The sequence below is a fragment of the Lysinibacillus boronitolerans JCM 21713 = 10a = NBRC 103108 genome, assembly GCF_000772935.1.
GTDB lineage: Bacteria > Bacillota > Bacilli > Bacillales_A > Planococcaceae > Lysinibacillus > Lysinibacillus boronitolerans.
The window spans coordinates 13,273-34,249 of sequence record NZ_JPVR01000080.1; the positions used below are offsets into that span (position 1 = coordinate 13,273).

At 38.4% G+C, this 20,977-nt stretch carries 22 protein-coding genes; 7 read left to right on the forward strand and 15 right to left on the reverse strand.

Going from position 1 to position 20,977, the window contains the following annotated elements:
* Nucleotides 1–42: 42 nt before the first annotated feature.
* From CD31_RS18490 to prsW, 3 genes are all read right to left on the reverse strand, one after another.
* Nucleotides 43–1,326, reverse strand: a complete 1,284-nt coding sequence (locus tag CD31_RS18490) for a PepSY1/2 domain-containing protein (protein WP_016993344.1) — start codon at nucleotides 1,324–1,326, stop codon at nucleotides 43–45.
* Nucleotides 1,327–1,341: 15 nt separating this feature from the next.
* Complete coding sequence (gene sleB, locus CD31_RS18495) at nucleotides 1,342–2,169, reverse strand: spore cortex-lytic enzyme (protein ID WP_016993343.1); 828 nt, start codon at nucleotides 2,167–2,169, stop codon at nucleotides 1,342–1,344.
* A 98-nt stretch (nucleotides 2,170–2,267) separates the two neighbouring features.
* A complete protein-coding gene (gene prsW, locus CD31_RS18500; RefSeq protein WP_004232588.1) occupies nucleotides 2,268–2,942 on the reverse strand; it encodes a glutamic-type intramembrane protease PrsW in 675 nt (224 codons plus the stop codon).
* Nucleotides 2,943–3,025: 83 nt separating this feature from the next.
* Here prsW and CD31_RS18505 point away from each other — a divergent pair, with 83 nt between their 5' ends.
* On the forward strand, nucleotides 3,026–3,994 hold the full coding sequence (locus CD31_RS18505) for an asparaginase (RefSeq protein WP_016993341.1): 969 nt from the start codon (nucleotides 3,026–3,028) through the stop codon (nucleotides 3,992–3,994).
* Between the two features lie 17 nt (nucleotides 3,995–4,011).
* On the opposite strand, the gene CD31_RS18510 is transcribed toward CD31_RS18505, so the two are convergent.
* From CD31_RS18510 to CD31_RS18540, 7 genes are all read right to left on the reverse strand, one after another.
* Nucleotides 4,012–5,553 carry an aminotransferase class V-fold PLP-dependent enzyme gene (locus CD31_RS18510; RefSeq protein ID WP_036079874.1) on the reverse strand — a complete coding sequence of 514 codons (1,542 nt, stop codon included), beginning with the start codon at nucleotides 5,551–5,553 and terminating at the stop codon, nucleotides 4,012–4,014.
* Between the two features lie 5 nt (nucleotides 5,554–5,558).
* Nucleotides 5,559–6,119 carry a glycerol-3-phosphate acyltransferase gene (locus CD31_RS18515; RefSeq protein ID WP_036079876.1) on the reverse strand — a complete coding sequence of 187 codons (561 nt, stop codon included), beginning with the start codon at nucleotides 6,117–6,119 and terminating at the stop codon, nucleotides 5,559–5,561.
* A 58-nt stretch (nucleotides 6,120–6,177) separates the two neighbouring features.
* Nucleotides 6,178–7,143, reverse strand: a complete 966-nt coding sequence (locus tag CD31_RS18520) for a YpdA family putative bacillithiol disulfide reductase (RefSeq protein ID WP_036079879.1) — start codon at nucleotides 7,141–7,143, stop codon at nucleotides 6,178–6,180.
* A 113-nt stretch (nucleotides 7,144–7,256) separates the two neighbouring features.
* A complete protein-coding gene (locus CD31_RS18525) occupies nucleotides 7,257–8,015 on the reverse strand; it encodes a metallophosphoesterase (protein WP_016993338.1) in 759 nt (252 codons plus the stop codon).
* 144 nt (nucleotides 8,016–8,159) lie between these two features.
* Complete coding sequence (locus CD31_RS18530; RefSeq protein WP_036079881.1) at nucleotides 8,160–8,897, reverse strand: LysM peptidoglycan-binding domain-containing protein; 738 nt, start codon at nucleotides 8,895–8,897, stop codon at nucleotides 8,160–8,162.
* Between the two features lie 86 nt (nucleotides 8,898–8,983).
* Nucleotides 8,984–10,426 (reverse strand): RecQ family ATP-dependent DNA helicase, encoded by a 1,443-nt coding sequence (locus CD31_RS18535; protein ID WP_016993336.1) that lies wholly within the window; start codon nucleotides 10,424–10,426, stop codon nucleotides 8,984–8,986.
* Nucleotides 10,427–11,458 carry a YpbB family protein gene (locus CD31_RS18540; RefSeq protein WP_036079884.1) on the reverse strand — a complete coding sequence of 344 codons (1,032 nt, stop codon included), beginning with the start codon at nucleotides 11,456–11,458 and terminating at the stop codon, nucleotides 10,427–10,429.
* Between the two features lie 106 nt (nucleotides 11,459–11,564).
* Between CD31_RS18540 and CD31_RS18545 the strand changes: the two genes are divergently transcribed.
* The 3 genes from CD31_RS18545 to CD31_RS18555 all read left to right on the forward strand — a co-directional run bounded on the left by CD31_RS18545 (nucleotide 11,565) and on the right by CD31_RS18555 (nucleotide 13,492).
* Entirely contained in the window at nucleotides 11,565–11,813 is a 249-nt protein-coding gene (locus CD31_RS18545) for a ferredoxin (protein ID WP_004232564.1), read from the forward strand.
* Nucleotides 11,814–11,950: 137 nt separating this feature from the next.
* Nucleotides 11,951–12,544: a hypothetical protein gene (locus tag CD31_RS18550; protein ID WP_036079888.1), complete on the forward strand. Its 594-nt coding sequence runs from the start codon at nucleotides 11,951–11,953 to the stop codon at nucleotides 12,542–12,544.
* Between the two features lie 165 nt (nucleotides 12,545–12,709).
* Nucleotides 12,710–13,492, forward strand: a complete 783-nt coding sequence (locus CD31_RS18555) for an enoyl-ACP reductase FabI (RefSeq protein WP_016993332.1) — start codon at nucleotides 12,710–12,712, stop codon at nucleotides 13,490–13,492.
* A 50-nt stretch (nucleotides 13,493–13,542) separates the two neighbouring features.
* Here the strand turns inward: CD31_RS18555 and CD31_RS18560 are convergent, their stop codons facing one another.
* Nucleotides 13,543–14,271 (reverse strand): sulfite exporter TauE/SafE family protein, encoded by a 729-nt coding sequence (locus tag CD31_RS18560; RefSeq protein WP_036079891.1) that lies wholly within the window; start codon nucleotides 14,269–14,271, stop codon nucleotides 13,543–13,545.
* Between the two features lie 14 nt (nucleotides 14,272–14,285).
* A complete protein-coding gene (locus CD31_RS18565; protein ID WP_036079894.1) occupies nucleotides 14,286–15,485 on the reverse strand; it encodes an MFS transporter in 1,200 nt (399 codons plus the stop codon).
* Between the two features lie 298 nt (nucleotides 15,486–15,783).
* Here CD31_RS18565 and CD31_RS18570 point away from each other — a divergent pair, with 298 nt between their 5' ends.
* On the forward strand, nucleotides 15,784–16,608 hold the full coding sequence (locus CD31_RS18570; RefSeq protein ID WP_036079898.1) for a methyl-accepting chemotaxis protein: 825 nt from the start codon (nucleotides 15,784–15,786) through the stop codon (nucleotides 16,606–16,608).
* A gap of 16 nt (nucleotides 16,609–16,624) precedes the next feature.
* Complete coding sequence (locus CD31_RS18575; protein ID WP_036079901.1) at nucleotides 16,625–17,170, forward strand: GNAT family N-acetyltransferase; 546 nt, start codon at nucleotides 16,625–16,627, stop codon at nucleotides 17,168–17,170.
* A 41-nt stretch (nucleotides 17,171–17,211) separates the two neighbouring features.
* Here CD31_RS18575 and CD31_RS18580 read toward each other — a convergent pair whose 3' ends face one another.
* Both CD31_RS18580 and CD31_RS18585 read right to left on the reverse strand, forming a co-directional pair.
* Nucleotides 17,212–18,756, reverse strand: coding sequence for a flotillin lipid rafts scaffold protein FloT (locus CD31_RS18580; RefSeq protein ID WP_036079904.1), 1,545 nt, complete (start codon nucleotides 18,754–18,756; stop codon nucleotides 17,212–17,214).
* A 15-nt stretch (nucleotides 18,757–18,771) separates the two neighbouring features.
* Complete coding sequence (locus CD31_RS18585) at nucleotides 18,772–19,302, reverse strand: NfeD family membrane protein (protein ID WP_004232545.1); 531 nt, start codon at nucleotides 19,300–19,302, stop codon at nucleotides 18,772–18,774.
* Nucleotides 19,303–19,456: 154 nt separating this feature from the next.
* Here CD31_RS18585 and CD31_RS18590 point away from each other — a divergent pair, with 154 nt between their 5' ends.
* Nucleotides 19,457–19,834: a hypothetical protein gene (locus tag CD31_RS18590; protein ID WP_036079907.1), complete on the forward strand. Its 378-nt coding sequence runs from the start codon at nucleotides 19,457–19,459 to the stop codon at nucleotides 19,832–19,834.
* A gap of 147 nt (nucleotides 19,835–19,981) precedes the next feature.
* Here CD31_RS18590 and CD31_RS18595 read toward each other — a convergent pair whose 3' ends face one another.
* Nucleotides 19,982–20,716, reverse strand: a complete 735-nt coding sequence (locus CD31_RS18595; RefSeq protein ID WP_016995241.1) for a hypothetical protein — start codon at nucleotides 20,714–20,716, stop codon at nucleotides 19,982–19,984.
* Nucleotides 20,717–20,977 lie beyond the last annotated feature (261 nt).

The following is a 20,977-nucleotide window of genomic DNA, read 5'->3' on the forward strand; positions in this document are numbered from 1 at the left end:
GTATTTTCATGTCCAATTGATACAAAGCGGAGGTATCCTTGATTAAGTTAAATATTCCACTTTTAATACATTATGGTTTTCCGCATCAATGACAATTCTAAATGTTTCCTGCGTATTACCATCTCGCAATGCAATAACCTCATAGCAAAGACGTTGCTCAAACTGCCCATTATCTGTGTAGATATTTTTTACCTCTTGTACTTGAATGTCGTCTTGGAAGAATGTTTTCCAATCAATCGGCTTAGCTGTTTGCTTTTTAATATTCTCTTCTTGAATATACTCCATTGCATTTGCACCCAACAGCTCACCTGTATCTTTCGCTACTTTCAATTGAACACCATCGGCATAGATTAACGCATTATCTCCAGGATGGACACGAGCAAATGTCACATGCCAAGCCTGATGATTTTCACGTGATTCCACATAGGCTACATCTTTCATGCCTAATCTCTTCACATATTCCTGCGCTTTTTTCAAGACTTCCTCTTGTGATAACTTGGCTTCATCAACAGGACGTTCTACTAAATAGGATAATAAATGTCCGCCCTTTTCTGTTAAATCAACATAGCCTAATCGAATCCCTTGGTGGAATTGGATATGATAAAAAGGATATGGGGCTGTATCACTACTTTTTGTAACTGTAAATGTAGCATCTTTAATGACTGGGAATAAGTATTTCACTTTTTCTAGTGCTTCTTTTTCGGTAATAACCGCATCCTGTAAAGCCTTTAACTCAATTTTTTTCTGCCAATCAGATTCAGATAAAGTTAATGGGAAATCCTTTTCACCGTAGCCTTTTAATGTATCTTTTACAGTATCAAATTGGGTATTTGGATTTTTATTATCTACTTGCTGTAGCCAAACATCCATTTTCCCATCATGCTTATAAAAATCGACGGTTGCAGCAGTCCATTCATCGGAAAGGGATTGTAAATTCGTTGAAACCTGGGGCATTTTTTTACGCCAAGCCTCATAATCACCTGTTTTTGCTGTCCTTTTTGCTTCATCGCCTAGTCGCCCTAGATAGTTCATCCATTCACTTGATAGTTCTTGTCCAATTGGAATATTCGCAATAGAAGAACGAACTTCTGAGCTTAAACGCCAAACCGAGTCTAGTTCATTGTGAATCGCCTGCTCGTCTTGAAACAACAGGGATTGTGATACTGAGCGTTGAAGATGGGAAAGCTTCTCAGATGCATCCGTCAACTTATCTGTATATTGTGCTAGCACGGTACGTTGTAAATCTTCTTTATCTCCATGTAAATCAATGCTGTATGCCCCTAACCCAATAACGGCAATCGTTAAGACCACGAGCCAAGTTTTCATCTAGTTTCCTCCTTTCTATGAACAGAAAATATGCTCTCCAATTTGTTTGATTTGTGGACGTGACCAAATCCATTTGCTCGTTGCTGTTTTTGGATTGAAATAATACAATGCATTTTCAGAAGGGTCCCAGCCGTTCATTGCATCAATAACTGCCTCTTTTGCTCGTTCATTTGGCTCAAGCCAAATTTGTCCATCTGCAACGGCCGTAAATGCTAACGGTTGGAAAATGATACCTGAAATCGTATTTGGGAAATCTGGGCTTTCCAAACGATTCAAAATAACTGCAGCAACTGCTACTTGTCCTTCATAAGGTTCTCCCCTTGCCTCTCCATATACTGCATTCGCCATTAGCTGTAAATCACGTTCCGTATATTTAGGAGGAACTTGTGTCTGTGTTCCATTATTATTGCTACTTCCACTGCTATTGCTATTGCCACTGCCACCGCCACCACTAGTATTCTTTTTCACTTGTTGATCAAGTGGCTTACCACCATAATAAGTAAATTGATTTCCTGCATTTAATTGAGCTTTCACCCATTTTTCATCATAATCTGAAAAGCCTGCTAACGCTTTCTTTGTCTTAGCGCCTGCAATCCCGTCTACTGGTAACCCATAATTTTCTTGGAAATTACGTAAAGCCCAGTATGTGTTGTAGCCAAATTTGCCATCAATTTTACTCTTATAAAAACCTAAGTATTGTAGCCTTGCTTGCAATTCAATGACATCATCTCCATAGGCACCTCGAGTAATTTGCTGATCGCTAAATGCATTCGCATCATTTTGAGGAATCGCAATTATACTAATTCCTAATATCAAAGCAAAAAGTATGCTTACTAAACGCACTTTTATCACTCCTTTTTTTTATAGCTTGAAACAAAAGGATGAATTTATACATGGAAAAAAAGAAATAAAGCGTAGAAATCTTTGACGATTTCTACGCTTTATATTTTCTTTTGCATATGCAGATGTTGCACCAGATGATAATGTGCGAGCTTCACTTTGCGCAAGCCAAACCACCATAAAAACAACATAAAAGGAATCATTAAATAAACCCAGTGACCTTTGAATGATAATATTGTATTGTATAGAATGTGAAGTACGACTGGCGCACATAGTGCCATAGCAATCATTTCTTTTGTCTTCACAAGTTTCGAAAACTTAGCCCGTCCATAATAATAGCCCATTACGACACCGAACAAAGCATGACTTGATACGGGTAATAAGGCTCGCATAAATGCCGTGTCCAAGCCAAATGAAAGTAAATAAAGAACATTTTCAATCGTAGCAAACCCAAGTGAAATGCTTGCCCCATACAAGATCCCATCGTAAGGGTCATCAAATTCTATATGATTATAGATGGCAATTAATAGCACAAACCATTTAAAAAACTCTTCAATGACACTTGAAAATAGGACGTCTTGAAGATAAAGATATCGAAAAACCCCTTCCTCTGTTAATACATACTGTAAAAACATGATTGGGAACGTTAAAAATGCGCCGTATAAAAACGTTTGTAGTAAAGTTCTTCTTGGCTCCGTAGCCATCTGATTGCGCAAATAGAAATAACTAAAAAGCGCTAGACCGGGAGCAATGGCAGCAGATAATAAAATGATCATGATGCCGGCTCCTTTCAACAATAGACTGCTATTATTATACCATGTAATGACAAAAAATTTTTTTAAAAGGAGATTTATTTTTTATGAAAAAATCAATTTTATTAATTCATACTGGCGGCACAATCTCCATGGCAATGAGTGCTGAAGGAGCGGTCATGCCAAATAAGGAAAATCCTCTAATGAAGGAAAGTAATAAACTAGCTTCCCTAGCAAGCATTATCGAAATAGAAGCTTTTAACCTTCCTTCTCCACATATCACACCGAAAGAGATGCTTTTACTGCGTAACTTGATTTTGGAACAAATTGACGCACAGCCAATTGACGGTGTGGTCATCACACACGGTACGGATACATTGGAAGAAACCGCCTATTTCTTAGAGCTAACAACAAACTTAGCCATTCCTATTGTGCTAACAGGAGCAATGCGTTCATCTAACGAACTTGGAGCAGATGGGATTTATAATTTAGTGGAGGCAGTCCGAGTAGCTGTTGATGAAGAAGCACGTGATAAAGGTGTGCTTGTCGTGATGAATGATGAGGTTCATCTTGCTGTAAATACAACAAAAACAAGCACAAGTTCAGTAAATACTTTTCAATCTCCACAATATGGACCGATTGGACTTATTACAAAATCTCGAATCTTATTCCATCACGCACCAATTCGTCGACAATATGTAGATGTTAACAATTTATCCAAGCGTGTCGCAATGCTAAAAGTATATGCTGGTATGGAAGAAGATTTATTGGATGTCGTGCTTGCGTGCAAATATGATGGCGTTGTGCTAGAAGGACTAGGTCAAGGGAATGTCCCACCATCTGTTGTAAAGGGAATTGAAAGCCTTATACAGCGAGACATCCCAGTTGTACTTGTTTCCCGTTGCTTTAATGGTATCGCAGAAGGTGTTTATGGCTATGTGGGTGGTGGTAAAATGCTAGAAGACTTAGGCGCCATATTTGCCACAGGTATTAATGGCCAAAAGGCACGCTTAAAATTATTAATAGGCCTTAACACAACTGGCTCGCCTTTAAATTTAAAGGACTTTTTCCTGTAACGTTAAAGTAGCTTTCCTCATACCTCGATCACCTGTTCATAATAGCTCAGTATCTCACTAAGCCGAGCAAAAGCTTCATCAAAATCTGGTTGTATCACAGAAAATTGAATGAAATTCTTTTGGCGTAAATACTGGCTTTCACCATGAACGAATAGTCCGTTTAATGCTAAATCAATAAGTACGTTAGCATAAGTATGAGGCAATTGAACCGTTATCAGCATCGGATATTGAATTGTTGGATATTGAAATTGCATGATTGGTAGCTGCAGCAGTGATTGAAAGCGTTGCTGTAGCTGCTCATAACGTGCTGGATAGGCTTGCAATGCCGTCTCCACATTGCTCAGTAATACAGCAGGTAATGTAAATGGTATGGCACCTTGCTGATAATTTGCTAAATCAAGATAAGCGGGTAGAGTAGCAGATGAGGGTACCAGTGATTGCGAAAATACAAATGCTAGCCCACTTAATGCACCAATGGCCTTACCACTCACAGCCGTAGCTAAATAGCAGTCCTGTAAAGAAAACGGCATGGCACCGAACGAACTAATACAATCTATACATAACTTTACATTGTATTGTTTAGCAAGCTTTTTAAGAATGTCTAAGTTATTACAAGTTCCCGTGGAAGTCTCACCATGTACGGCCAACATCCACTGATAAGACCCCGTCTCAAGCTGTGAAGCCAGTTCTTTGTCATCAAATACCGTTCCCCACTCTTTTTCTACGACCTCAAAATGTAATGACCAACGAGCGGCTTGCTTCCGTAAACGCTCACCAAATTCTCCATTTGTTAGAATAAGCCCTATTCCTAATTGCTGTGCCTTTAGTTGCGCAAGCATCACTTCATTTGCTAGCGTTCCTGTCCCTACGATTACACCAACATGATTGGCATTCGATAGATGTAGCAACTTCTTCTGTACTCGTTCATAAAGCGCATTAAAAGGTAGTGAACGATGTGATAAATCTGAATGAGCGATTGTCTCTAATTGCTTCACTGGCCCAGGATAAAATGTAGAGGGTTCCGTCGTTAGTCTATGTTGTAAAGATTGCTCAAATTCATGTCTAGTGAGCACCATCGGTAAAAACATCGCACCCTCTTCCCCGACAGCTGGCGCAAACTGCTGAAAACCCATCTGCTTATATAGTTTTTCCTCTCTCGTTGTACCTGAAATCACTGCCGCAGAATAGCCTTTTTCGTAGGCAAATGTAGTTAAGGCTTGAGTAAGCTTCAATAGAACTCGACCCGTTCGATAACCTTTTTTCACAGAAAGCAAACGAATTTCACAAAGCTTCTCACAATTTTCCTTCGATAAATACTGTTCGACCTTACCAATCTTTTCATTAATAGAAAATGGTCGTTGATCTCTAAACGCCACCATGCCAATTAATTCTGTTTGCTTATAAACAACGACATAGGTATTCTCCTGATGAAATCGGTCAACTTTTTTTCGCGATGCATTCGCATCATGCTGAGGAATTTCTTCTACAAATGTTTCATAATTCAATCGAGCAATCGCCTCAAATTCTTCATCTGTCTTGGCAATTTTACACCAATACATTTCCTTCACTTCCCTCTTTTCAATGATTCCTGAATATTAGACATATGCTTTATAAGCATAAACACGATTGCCATGATTAAAAGTCCATATGACTCTACTTCCCCCGCTTGTATAATTGCGGCTATATAGAAAACAAAGCCCCCAACCATGCCAAGTGTCAGACTTCTAGTAAATGCAGATATAAGTGCAGTACCAAGGATCATCCATAAAAAAAGACTTGGCGATAAGGCGAGACCCACACCAATAAACGTAGCTACACCTTTCCCTCCATTCAATTTCAGCCACATCGGAAATAGATGCCCTATTATCACCCACGCAGCTCCGCCAATCACGACCCATTCATCCAATTGCCACATGCGTCCTAATCCAACAACAAGTACACCTTTTAATGAATCGCCAAGAAGAGTCAAAATAAACGCAGTTTTCCCAATCACACTTCCCGCATTACGTGCGCCTAAATTTTTACTACGCTCTTCCTGCAAATTGACACCGTATATCTTACCAACGAAATAAGCCGTCAAGATGTTTCCTATTAAATAACTTAAGAGCCAATACAAGCCAATCATTGAGTTGCCTCCTTGCTAAAAAGGCTGTATAAGCTACATGCCTATACAGCCTCGATCATTATTTTTTTCTCTGCTCAATAATTCGAGCGATACATTCGCCATGGAAACGACCATTTTCAATAAAAATTTCATTGGCATTATTTCCTGCTGCAATAACTCCTGCAATGAATAATCCTTCAACATTGGTTTCCATCGTTTCAGGTGTAACATAAGGACGACCTGTTGCTTCCTCTATCTGTACGCCCATTGCTTTGATAAAGGAGTGATCAGGATGATAACCCGTCATAGCAAAAACGAAATCATTTTTTACTACTTTCTCTTGGCCTTCTACTTCTAAAACAACTTCATGCTCTCGTATTTCTACTACATTTGTATTAAAAAGCATGTCAACTTCTCCAGTTTTGACTACCCCTTCAAATTCTGGCAATACCCATGGCTTGATGCTTGGAGAGTATTCGCTGCCACGATAGGCTACGGTTACACGAGCGCCGGCTTTATTTAATTCTAATGCGGCATCTATCGCTGAATTTTTGCCACCTATAACTAGAACATCCGTATCAAAAAATTCATGGCCCTCTTTAAAGTAATGGAATACTTTAGGTAACTGTTCACCTTGGATATTTAAATAATTTGGATGATCATAATATCCTGTTGCAATGACAACATAGGGCGTTATATACGTATCCTTATCAGATGTAACAGTGAATAAATCATTATTTTTTACAACACTTTGTACTTTTTCGAAGCGATTAACTTGTATATTCTTTAAACGGACGACCTCTCGATAATAGACAAGGGCTTGATTGCGTTTCGGCTTACGTCCTTCAATAATAAATGGTACATCACCAATGGCTAACCGTTCACTCGTACTAAAAAATGTTTGATGTGTAGGGTAATGATAGATGGCATTGACGATATTTCCTTTTTCAATCACGATAGGTTGTAAACCAATATTTTGCAAAGCTATTGCTGCTGCTAAGCCACATGGGCCTCCTCCAACAATAATTGCATCTGCTTGCTGCATTTCTTGACACTCCAATCGAATTTGAACAGCAAAAATTGCTGCTCCATGCTTTCACATTATCATAGAATAGACGATACCTTTTTATTATACGCCTTCTCACACGTTTTGGTTGTTTATTTACTCGAAATATCAATGTCAATTATATGACATTGGGGCTTTGCACCAAATCGAAAAGGCACTAATGTCGTCCCATAGCCATTGCTTACTAAAGTCATAACACCATCACGTCGACGATAGGAACCATTTGGATGGACACCATATGGGCCGAATCGGATTTGCCCTCCGTGTAAATGTCCCCCCATCATTAAATCCGCACGGAACTTTGTACGAACTTTCGCAAAAACCCCTGGATTATGGGCGATGAAAACAACTAAATCCTGATCTCCTATCTTTGCAAAAGCTTTTTCAAAACTATATTCTTTTACGGTTGTATCCTCAATAGCACTTAACCAAAAGCGATTTTTAAGCGGAAGTTGAACGGCATCATTGACAATGATTTGAACATGGTATGCCTGTAAAATGTCCTTCAGTCTTTCTTCCCCAATTTCTCTGTCATTATTGCCCCAAATAAAATAGGTTGGTCCAAGGGACGTTAATAATGTTAAATTTTCATGAATACGTTCAATCGGTGTACGGCTATCCGCAAAATCACCGCCAATAATTACTGCATCAAAATGATGTCCCTGTAACTGTGCAATCATTTTCTTACTTATTTTACGTAAATGAACATCTGAAATAAAAAATAATCGTACCTTCTCCTGTTCACCCTGTAATGAAAGCTGGTGAGACAATACATTATTTTCATGTGCCACCTTCCACATATAAAGTAGAAGGGCGATGACTACCAAAAGAAATAGCCCTAAATATAGCATTTTCTCACTTCTCCTTACGACAGCAAAAAGGCGATTCGTTTTTTAAGAAGAATCGCCTTTTTGCTAAATCAGACGTACGTTTTGGTGTGAACGTTTGTCTGTAATTTTATACTAGAAAAACTATATAACGATAAAAAAATTCTATTAAGGTAGCTTAATGACTTGCCCAACCATTACAGTATTAGAGGACATCCCATTAGCAGCACGAATTTTAGCTAAAGTCGCTTCACTGCCATCGCCATAGTGATTTAATGCAATTCGGTATAAGTTCTCATTTGCTTTTACAGTATGTGTCGTTGCTTTAGCATTCTGTTTTGCTTCTTCCGCTTTTCTAGCCTCTTCTGCTTTTCTTGCTGCCTCTGCTTGTTGTTGAGCTATTCTTGCTTCTTCAGCTTTTCGAGCTTCTTCGGCTTTTTTTGCTTCCTCTGCCTTTTTCGCCTCTTGAGCCTTTTTCGCTTCTTCAGCAGCTTTTTGCTCAGCTGCTAATTTTTCAGCATCTTTTTGAGACTGCTCCTGAGCCTTCTTATCCCCCTGAGCGTCTTGACCCTTATCTTCTTTATCCTTATCTTTATCTGACGCAGATGCTTCTGAAGGATCTAATTCGACAACCTGTTCAGCTGTATCCTTTTCTGCTTGTTCAATCGTTTTTCCTGGTTCATAAAATTTCCAAAAATAGATAAGAATCGTTAATGGTATCAGGATAAAAATAACAAAAAGAATCGTCATTAATGGTGTTTTACGTTTCGAATCTTTTGGCTTTTTGTTTTTATTACCGTTTTTATTCATTCTTGAAACTCTAGATAAGGATTGCTGTTCTTTTTGCTCATCTTCAAATGATTGACGATGCTCTTCTATTTTATCGCGATAATCTTCTTTATTCATTCGCCTTTCCCCCAACCTTACTACGCTTTCTATCATCTCTATTATGACGAATTTTACGAAAAAAGTAAATGACCGTCAGTTTTAGTCTAATTACCCATTAATAATTGTTGCAATCGACTTTCCCACGTTGCCATTTCTACTTTCTTTTTCTCTTTTAAGCGTACTTTCTTGATTACATCATAATGGATTCCACAATTTTCACAACAGTTTTCCGGTTTTTTCTGCAATTTTTGCCCAAAATACCCGACTAAATGTTCACGAATACAGTCTTTTGTCTGTATGATTTGAAGCATTTCATTCACTGCATTGTATTTCTCTAGTGCTAAATGATTTAATCGGACCTTCACTTGTTCCGAAGACTCTCGTTGTAGCCAATAATCTAACACACGGAAGGCTGTCTCACTTAACTCCCCATTTTTCAGCATTTGGATTGGCTGTATTTGCTGAGATAGCAGTTCCTGATAGCGGTCAACATGATGTAAAGTTGGTAAATCACCTGTCACAACAAATTTAGCCAGCTCCTCATCACCTTCAGCATACAGTAAAATAGCAAGTGCAGAGTGACCATCCCGCCCTGCTCGTCCAATCTCCTGCATATAATTCGCGATATTGGCTGGCATTGATTCATGAATAACCTGCCGTATATCAAGCTTATTAATGCCCATGCCAAAAGCATTTGTTGCAACGATCCAATCAAGTTCTCCAGCTATAAATTGCTGTTGAATAAATTGACGGTCCTCCGCCCCATAGCCAGCATGATAGGCAGCAACACGAACGCCAGCTTGTAATAAGGCTTCGCTATATTGTTGCGCACGTTTACGTGAGGAAACGTATAAAATACCAGGTCCTGCCGTTTCCGTAACATGGTGCAGGAGCCATCTAGCTTTATCAGTCTTATCCTCCACTACTACACGACCTAGATGAATATTCGGGCGGTCAACATTATACATAAACTCGAATGGAGCTTTGAGAGATAAAGTTTCCCGTATATCTCGAACAACCTTCTTTGTTGCCGTAGCAGATAATGCCAAAATTGGCGGACGATTTTCTCTCGATAGCCAGTCACCTATTCGTAAATAATCTGGTCGAAAATCAAAGCCCCATTGGGAGATACAATGTGCTTCATCTACTACGATTAAACCTAGCTTCATCTGTGCCAGTTTCTCTTGTACCTGTTGCTGGAGTAGCATCTCTGGGGAAGTAAAAATAAAACGATATTGCTCTAAATAATGTAATACATAACGTTTCTCTGTTAGTGATAAAAAGGAATTTAAAGCTACCACCCTCTTTTCCCCAAAACGCTTCAGCTCTTCAACTTGATCCTGCATTAATGACAGTAAAGGTGAAACAATTAGTACAGGTTTCTCTAATGTATAGGCTGGTAGCTGGTAGCAGAGTGATTTTCCCATTCCTGTTGGCAATAACGCAATAACATCTTGTTCTTGCAGTAAAGCCTCAATGACTTCTTTTTGTCCTGGTCGAAATGATGAATAACCAAAATGCTTATGCAATAATTGTTCAAGTTCCATTTATACTTCTCCTTTCGCAAGGACAAGCCTTAATTGAAAATAACTTATATCGTTTAAAGCTTCATGTAATATTTTCAATTTTTTTGTTTGATACTGCTTCGATGCCTGCCACACTTTTTGGGCTTCATCATAGGAGACGAATGGGCCAATAGAAAAGTTCGGTTCATACATGGCTAATTCTACAAAATGATCTTCAATTGTACTTTGTTTTAGTTTTCTCATTTGGACAATTTGCTCCATTGAATAACCTTGTTCATATAATTGTGCGGTTTGTTGTGCAGAATCTGTTAGCAATATTTTAACTTTTAATCCTTCTGCCACGTGCCCTAGTAATGGATAATCATCGATTTTTTGATGCACTTCATTTAATAATATATGTAGGGTTTCAATAAAAGCTAATTGACTATCTAGTACGGTTTCCTTCCGTTTATCTGCAAGTTGTTGCCATGTCCATCCTGGTAATTGATAACCACTTAAACGATACAGAACAAGCTGTTTGCTTGCATCTGACACAGGGAGAATAGTTAGCAAATGAGTACATTCTGTCAATAATTGCTGCTGTAAATGACCTTCCTTATAATGATGCTCCTGTAAAAATGATCGCACCCACGCTTGAATCATTGTATCTCTACTAATCGGTGAAAAGGTACGAATGGCTGCGGCTTGATGTGATAAACTTTGTACAATGAGAGAGAGTCTCGCAAAAAACACATGCTCATTTCCCCGATAGTGCCAACCATCAAAGAAAAAGGTTGGCGTTTGTTGTGCATGTTGTAATCCGAGCGTTTCCATGTAAAAATGACCAGATTCCTGCACGTTTAACCAACTATTCTGCATAAATAAGTTGACAGCCTCATCAAAAGTAGTACGAGATAGTTTTGGCAATAGGCCAAAATATTGATGCAATTGAAAAAGACCAATATCTTGAATTGTCTGGCCTGAACGCTTCCCTCTTAGGACATGATAGGCAGCCGAAATCGTCCGCTCTTTATTGAGTTTTTGAAAGATTTGCAATAGAATTTGATGAAACATTGACGCAAATTCCTCCAATTTAATAGTATTTAAGTTGAAATGTAAGATAAACATCTTTAAAATGAGTATGAAGCTTTGTAGGAACATCATTAAAGGAGAGAATAAAATGGCTAAATACACAATAGTTGATAAAGATACATGCATCGCTTGTGGCGCATGTGGAGCCGCAGCGCCAGACATTTATGATTATGATGATGAAGGCATTGCCTTCGTTATTTTAGATGATAACATGGGAACTGCTGAAGTTCCAGAAGATCTATTAGAAGATATGCAGGACGCTTTTGAAGGTTGTCCAACAGACTCTATCAAAGTAGCAGATGAAACATTCGATGGTGACTCATTAAAATTTGAATAGTCTTCAGTAGATGTATATCTTAAATGGCATCCTTCAGGGGATGCCTTCTTATTGATTAAAATATTGGCTAACTTTTGCATCAAGATAATAGGCATATGGTCCATTGCTATACATACCAATCTACTGGAGGAATGCGAATGTTTGAGCAGTTACAAGTTGAGCATAGTTTATTTTATATTGATCAAGACCATATGAATAGATTTAAAAGTCTTGCAGCAAAGTGGCAATCAATATTTCCAGATGTTTGTGCAAAATGTTTGAATACAGTGGACGCATGGGCAAACGTGTTAAATAACTGGGTTTTCTTAAAATCACAGCAGACCGATGAGCTCATTCTCAACCCTTCTAAGGCTATCTATTATTCCATCAATACATTCTTAATAGATGAGCTCCAAAAAGTTCAAATAATTCAAAAAATAAAAGAATGTGACAATGATGATTTTCAGTATTTTGCTGCCTTTCACTTAGGAAATGCCATCGATTTATGGGTGTACAATACACTTGAAAAAAGTGCAGAATCTGATTTATTACAGCCACAAAATCGAATACCTTATTATCTTGCCTTTTTAGACGATGATTTTCAAACTGACAATGCTTTATTCCATAAGAATCAAACAAGAGCAATCAAAATATTGGCACAGGTCATTCGGTCAAAGAATTGCTTTAGAATTACTGTCAGTAGTGCTGTTAATCGAGCAGTAGATATGTATGATCATTATGTAACACAATAAAATAGCACACTTTTCAATTCGTCTCTACTGTCAAGAGATGAATTTTTTTTTTCTCTCTAAACTACTTCTCTTATCATCTTGTTATTGCAACGATATTTTATGTATGATAAGATTTTAGTAGTTGGTACTAATAACAGATATTATCTCACAAAGGAGTTCTTCATAATGATGGATAATTTATTACAATTAAAAGATAAGAACATTGTTGTCATGGGCGTAGCAAATGATCGCAGTATTGCTTGGGGCATTGCAAAACGTTTATTTGACGTCGGGGCAAATGTCATCTTCACGTATCGTCAAGAACGCTCATTAAAAAAATTACAAAAACAATTAGAAAATATCGGACAATCTGATTCTCTTGTTGTTCAATGTGATGTGAATAGTGATGACAGCACAAAAGCAGCTTTTGATGAAATCGGCTCAAAGGTTGGCGTTATTCATGGAATTGTCCATTCAGTGGCTTTTGCACATGCAGAAGATTTACACAACCGCTTCCTTGAAACAACTCGAGAAGGCTATGCATTTGCACAAGATACAAGCGCCTATTCACTTATTTCGACGGCAAAAGCAGCTCATCCATACATGACAGAGGGTGGCTCTATCGTTACGATGAGTTACTTAGGTGCAGAACGAGTACTTGATGGCTACAATGTGATGGGCGTAGCAAAAGCTGCTTTAGAGGCTTCTATGCGCTATCTTGCTGCTGATATCGGCCAAGATAATATTCGCGTCAATGCTATTTCAGCTGGCGCTATTCGTACACTAGCTGCAAAAGGTGTCCCTTCCTTTAACACAATTTTACACAAAATCGAAGAAACAGCTCCTTTAAAACGGAATGTTCAACAAGACGAAGTAGCAGATATGACGATTGTCATGCTATCTCACCTATCCCGTGGTGTCACTGGTGAAACAATCTACATCGACGCTGGCTACAATATTATGGGTTAACAAATAAGAAGTATGGAGGATGTATCATCCCCCATACTTCTTTTTGTTGTTTATAGCATTGTCCATAAACTTTGGATCAACAAAATTAAGCCTGCTGCTACTAGTAGAATATAAATTAATGTTCTAAACAACTTTTGATTTAATCGAGTAAATAGCATTTGTCCAAAAATAAGCCCTAAGAAAACAATGGGCAAGGCGTACATACTATATACCCAAACCATTTTACTTGTACCCTCAAAAATAACTTGAGAAAGTAGGCTAATAAGATAGATAAAAATATAATAGGCTAGTGAAACAGCTCTAATGGTTTCTTTATCTCTATGTGTGCTCGCAAAATAGAGTAACAGTGGTGGTCCAGCCATCCCAATACTGGTTGTGAACATACCTGATATAAAACCAACGCCATAATCTCTACTCCCTGTTTGTTGAATAGAGAGATTTTTAATCAACAGAATCGTAAGCCCTATAAGAAGGATAGCGATGAGCAGCTTAAATGTCGTCACATCGACTAAGGCAAAGAGTAGACTACCAAATGGAGCACCCACAACACTACCGATCATCACCTTTTTAAGCAAAGCTACATCAATATCATGTCTCACCTTCCATACGAGAGAGAACGAAATAGCAAGGGACAGAATTATATTTATTTGCATCGCCTCTTGTGGAGTAAATAGCAACAGTAAAAAAGGCGTTGCCATAACAGAAAAACCAAATCCTGTACTTGTTTGTAAAATAGAAGCTGCTAGAATAATGAAAAAATAGAAAAGTAATTCCTGCAAAATGACACCTCATATCATGTTGTGATACGTTGTCTAACAATAAATCTTTTTAATAAAAATGATAGGACACAAGCAATGAATAAAAACAGCGCAATCATCGCTATAACACCCATCCACCCATATTTCATCCAAAAAAGGCCACCTACTGTTCCTCCAACACTTGAACCAAAATAATAGAAAAATAAATAGAGAGAAGATGCTTGTGCTTTATCGTGGGATGCTCGTTTGCTCACCCAGCCACTTGCGATTGAATGAGCTGCAAAAAAGCCAAAGGTAAAAACTGTTATCCCTATAATCTTTAAAGTAAGGAGCCCGTTGAGCGTTACTATAGCTCCTGCTAACATAATAGCAATGGCCAGTAAAAGCATTCGTTGGCGACCAAAACGATCGGCTAAACTGCCAAACCATGCTGAGCTAAATGTCCCAACTAAATAAATGACAAATATCCATCCTACAATTGTGGCACTTAAATTATAGGGAGGAGCCATTAATTTAAAGCCAATATAATTATAAAGCGTGACAAAGCTTCCCATTAAAAGAAACCCCATCCCATAAAGACACAGCATAGAAGGATCTCTTAAATGTTGCAGTAGGGTTTTGGTCAATGCTTTTAATTGTAAAGGTCGCGCGCTGAAATGTTTGGAGCTTGGTAACATCCAGACAAACAATAAACTAACTAGCAGGCTGATTCCTCCTAGTACTATCATACCTGTATGCCAGTTATAATGGTCCGTTAAGGTACCAATAATAACTCGTCCACTAAGTCCCCCAACTGAATTACCGCTAATATATAAGCCCATGGCAACCCCTAAGCTTGCTGGTTCCATCTCTTCTCCCAAATAAGCCATAGCGATTGCTGGTAAACCTGCAAAAACGATGCCTTGTACAACACGTAAAACTAAAATTGTTTCAAAGTTAGGTGAAAATGCAAGAGCTAGTGTCAGGACAGAAGCTGCAAAAATAGAAATCGTCATCAATGATTTTCTTCCCCATGCTTCTGATAACGAACTGACAATTATTAAACTCACCGCTAATGCAAAGGTAGTTACTGAAAGAGATAAACTTGCTACAGCTGGTGAGACGTGAAATGCTTCTGAAAATGTTGGTAGTAATGGCTGCGTTACATATAGGTTAGCAAACGTAATAAAGCCTGCTAAAAATAAGGCCCAATTCGCTTTATGAAACGCACTCGTTCCCTTTTGTATATAGTCCATGAAACTCTCTCCTTAACTTCTTCCCCATGCTACTATTATTCTAATACAATATTTCGCAAAACACACGTCTCCTCGTCAAAAATTAGACAAAAAAGCTATTATTTTCACCTATGAATCACAAAAAATAATTGACAAATAAAAGCATGTCAAATTTGTATAAACGTCTTTTAATAAAAAATAAATAGCTATTTTGACTTGGCAAATATTGTGCTACAGTAAAAGTAATCATCTAGAACCATTGTCACAATGATGACAGATGACACAACCATTTTCATTGACTAGACTTGGAGGAATTTTTATGAAAATTATTGAAGCATTAGCCCTTGCAACACCTTATATTCATCTAGCATTAAAGCAAGAAGCCATTGTAGCTGTTGTCGAAAAGGAAAGTGAGACAGTCGTTAAATATTTAGCAGGTAAACGTGTGGATTCCGGTTATCACGATGGACAAAAAGTTAATGCCAATGACCAGAATGTTTTCATCGCCTTTAATGGCCAAAATGCAGATGTGGTGATTCCAGAGGATGTTTACGGCGTAGCAATCAATGCTTTTTCATTCCCCATTCGTGAAAATGGTCAAGTAGTTGGTGCATTAGCTTTTGGCTTACCAATAGATAATGAGCTCAAACTTGAAGATTATATGGCTACGATGGATAAGATCGTCAACAGTCTACAGGATAAAGTACATACAATTGCTTCCCATTCCGAGGAGTTAGCGGCCACTAGTGAGGAAATTAATAAGCAAGCACAGCATGCCCTAGAGGATTCTGAAAAAACAAATGCCGTGACTGATTTAATTAAAAGTATTTCTCGCCAAACTAATTTACTAGGTTTAAATGCATCCATCGAGGCTGCACGTGCTGGACAGCATGGTGCAGGCTTTAATATTGTGGCACAGGAAGTTCGAAAATTGTCCTTCGAGACATCTAGCGCAACGGAAAATATAGAGTCATCCTTACGGAATATCAATAGAAATCTAGATAATTTAAAACAAAATATGGGACAAATCAATGATGCCACAAATGAGCAAGCACAGCTCGTCCAAGATTTCAGCGAAATTATAGAAGAATTAACCCTACTTAGCCGAGAAATGAAAGGCTTTATGCATGATGCGTTAAAATAATAATGAGGTGAACAACATGCAAATTACCATTAACCAAGATTTAGCTTTACGGATGATCGCACTTGAGGATGCAGAAAAGGTTTTTGCATTAACGGATGCCTCAAGGGAATACCTGAAAGAATGGCTACCATGGCTAGATAATACGAAAGAGCTCGCAGATACAAAAGCCTATATTGAGGGCTGTATGAAGGGGCATGAAGCGAACAGTAGCCTCTCCCTAGTCATTCTCTTTAAAAATGAAATTGTTGGCATTGCAGGCTTTAACGCGATTAACCCGAGCAATAAAATCGGCACTATTGGCTATTGGTTGAGCGAAGGAGCACAAGGACATGGCATCATGACGAAAACGGTAAAAGCTTTATTGCAATATGCCTTTGAAACATTGAAGCTTCATAAAGTTGAAATTCGTGTTGCGGAAGCCAATCACAAAAGTCGCGCAATCCCAGAACGTCTTGGATTCATGCAAGAAGGAACCATTCGAGCTGCAGAATGGCTCTACGATCATTATGTAAATCACGTGATTTATGGCATGCTTGTCAGTGAATGGCAGCAACAACAATAACAAAAGCGACCTGATGAAATATCTCATCAGGTCGCTTTTTGTTAGGATTGCTCTACCGCTTCTTTCGTTTCTTCAGGTGCTTGCTTTTTTTCAAGTCCTAAAGCAATCTGCTCTAATTCTGGACGCAATGTGTGCTTCCCAGCATAGCTTTCAATTAATTCCTTCACATCTATACCTGAAGTCTCTTTCAATGTCTCTTGTAGTGTAGACATTAAATTGGTAGCATAAGATGTCACTTTATTAGCACCACTGCCTTCTCCACCACCAGTATCGACCACAGTAATCTTATCGATATTGCCAAGTGGACTTGCAAGCTCTTTTGCATACTCTGGCATCATGCGTACAACCATATCTAGTACAGCTGCTTGACCATAGTATTCAAAGGCTTCGGCAATCTTACGTTTAGCTTCAGCTTCAGCCAGACCGCGAAGACGAATGATATCAGCCTCTGTCTCCCCTTGTGCCCGCTCTGCATCTGCTTTGGCAAGACCATCCAAACGAATTTTCTCTGCTTCTGCTTTTGCCAATGATTCAATACGATATTTCTCCGCATCAGCCTGTGCAAGCTCGCGCATCTTTTCAGCTGCGGCATTTTGCTCCACTGCATAGCGGTCTGCATCTGCTTTCTTTTTAACCTCAGAATCATATTGCTTTTCTCTACGTAAAATCTCTTTTTCTTCTAATTCAATTTGCTTTTGACGCTCGATAATGCGAATTTGCATTTCTTGCTCTGTTACTTCCTGCTTTGCACGAGCAGTTTCAAGCTCATACGCTTGGTCAGCACGGGCTTTCGCAATATCCTGCTCACGTCGGAACTCAGCTACTTTTAATTGATTTTCTTTTTCTGCTTCAGCAATTTCCGTCGCACGCTCTAGTTCTGCCTTTTGTGCTTCCTTAGACGCTTCTGCACGTTTAATACGTGTTTCTTTTTCTGCATCTGCTGTCGCAATATCAGCATCGCGTTTTACCTGTGCGATTCTCGGTTTCCCCAGTGAATCTAAATAGCCATTTTTATCTCGTACATCCTTAATCGTAAAGGATACAATGACAAGACCCATCTTCGCTAAATCTTGTGAAGCAACACGTTGAACTTCCTGGGAGAATTTATCACGATTTTTATAGATTTCTTCAACCGTCATGGATCCTAAAATCGAACGTAAATGACCTTCTAGCACCTCACGTGCTTCCCCTTCGCGCTCCGCCTTTTGCTTTCCTAAAAACTGCTCTGCTGCTGTCGCAATTTCTGAAATGGAACCGCCAATTTTAATAATAGCTGTACCATCTGCCATAACAGGAACACCTTGCTCTGTATACACCTCAGGCGTTGTCACTTCTAGTTTACTAGAAAGTAAGCTTAACGGCTGTGCTTGTTGGAAAATAGGGAAGACAAATGTACCGCCCCCACGAATGATTTTAATACGATTTCCCGACTCATCCTTATGTACATTTTTAGAGCCGAGATAGCTACCTGTCACAATCAGTGCTTCATCAGGACCCGCCGTACGATACTTTGTCACATATAAGCCAACTAGGGCAATTAAAACAAATGCTACAATTCCTAAAACAATTAAAATATCGGTTGACATAGACATATCTCTCCTTTAAACAAATTTTTTCTCGTACGTTCTAACAAAAAGTGTTCCGTCCTTCACATCCACAACAAGTACGGTTTCATCATAGTCAATGGCTTCATTATCATAGCCCGTTGCTCGTTTTGAAATCATACCACTTGTCGTTTCGATAACAACCTCGCCAAAACCATCTACTGGAATTGGCACAATAACTCTTCCTAATTGGCCGCCCAGCGATTCCTCTGTGTAAGCTAATGAAACATCAGCTGAACGTAGCGGAACGAGGACAAATAAATAAAAGATGGAACTTAAAATAGCGCCGATGATACATGCAGCAATGATGTTCCAAACGCTAGAGAACCAGGCTAGTTTTTCTAAGATAAAACCTGCTGCTGACATCAACGTAATGAAAGATAGAATGACACTCGGATTAAAAATGGGCAGTCCTTCCCCAATACCTTCGACTGCATCACCAAAAAACATAACCAATACTGTGGCAAGGCCGGCGAAAATCAAAACCACCAAAAAGATCTGCTCGAGTGAATAGCCAAATAGCGTCAAGTTGCTCACCCCTTTTCATCATATTACCTACTATACGGATGTACCTCAGGAAAAGTTTCAAAATTTTTCAAACTCTTCTTTAAAGTATTATTTTTTGCTTTCATTAGAACCATGTTACAATAGAAAAGTATTCTGACAACTAAGGAGAAATGGCATGAAGCTTTCGACATTCTTAAATTTTGTTATTCTATTATTTTTCACATTATTATTCGTTAATGATTTCTTCCCTGAAACAGCTATTGCTGCGATGCTGACTAAAAAAATAATATTGCTTATATTAGTTGGGCTTGTCATCATTCAGCTAGCCTTCGACAAGGGTAGATATAAAAGATTATCAAAAAAGGCTTATATCGGATTAACATTGTATACAGTTGGATTATGGATTGTTTTAACATTACTTGGCGGTCAGTCACAAATTGGCTTATCGTTCACAAGTCCTCTATTCTATATTATTGTTGTGCTGCTTGGATTGGATTTAATCCGCCTTTCACGCCAAACTAAGCGAGATCAAACAGAGGGGAAAGCGAAGTAAAGCATAGCTATCCGTCAATCTTACGAAGCTATCCACCACTTTCGCATTGCTAACCGCTACATTCACAGCACTATCCGTCACTTTTGTCCTTCTATCCGACAACAACATAAAAAGCATGTCTCCGATTTTGACAGAGACATGCTTTTCTTATGATTCTAATACATTTAAAATGGCATCCAGTTCATGGACAGCTAGATCTAAGCGTTCCTTCGCTTCGATATTTTGCTGTTTTAAGTGACTAAACTCTAGTAAATTTTTCTCATGCTTTAACTTAATAGAAGATAAACGTTCGATTCGTGCTTCTACTTTTTCTATTGCTTGCTCACAGACTGTTGTCCATAGCTTTTCTGATTGTTGCATTTCCGTAGTAGATGGGTTGTGCTGACGCATAATTCGTGCGTAAACCATTTCTATTTGTTCTATAAGTTCCGAATAAAAATGGCGCTCGACGCGTGTTGTTTGGAATGTTGGATGCTCTACCTCTTTGGCATACGGCGTTATTTGACGTAAGAGCTTTCCAGCATTTTCTCCAAAAGCATGGGATAAATTCAAGACATTCATTAATTGCAATAATAAGCGTATTTCTTCTAGATTAATAAGTTGTGAATCGATGCTTTCCTTTAACTTTAATGATTCCATATAGCGTCGATCAAAATGTTCAATTTCACCGTTGCGCTGCTCTACTAAATGGACACTTGCATTGTCTTTCAAGCTTTTAATATAGCGAATTGCATGGCTTTTTAGCTCCTCTTTTGACAGCAAGTTATCATTGTCTTGTTGTGGTTTTCCTCGTTGAACATACGCAAATGCATCCATTTTTTTGGGCCATTGTGCTGCTTGGGTTTCATCTGAGACATTATAGCGTATATAAATTCCGTGCATTTCATATCCTCCAAGTCCATTAAACAAGTATCTCTAAAGACAATAAATCGAATACGTCATTTTTTCAAGTAAAAAACTTTTAATAATTGAAAATCCTTCTTTTTAACAATAAAACAAAAATCGTGAATAGTCGATACTATTCACGATTTTACTAGTTTTCATTTATTCCTACTTATCCTTTAACACCTATCCACCTGCTCCAAAAACCCATGTATGGTTGCATCTCGCAAATTCATATCAAAACAATAGATGACAATGGAT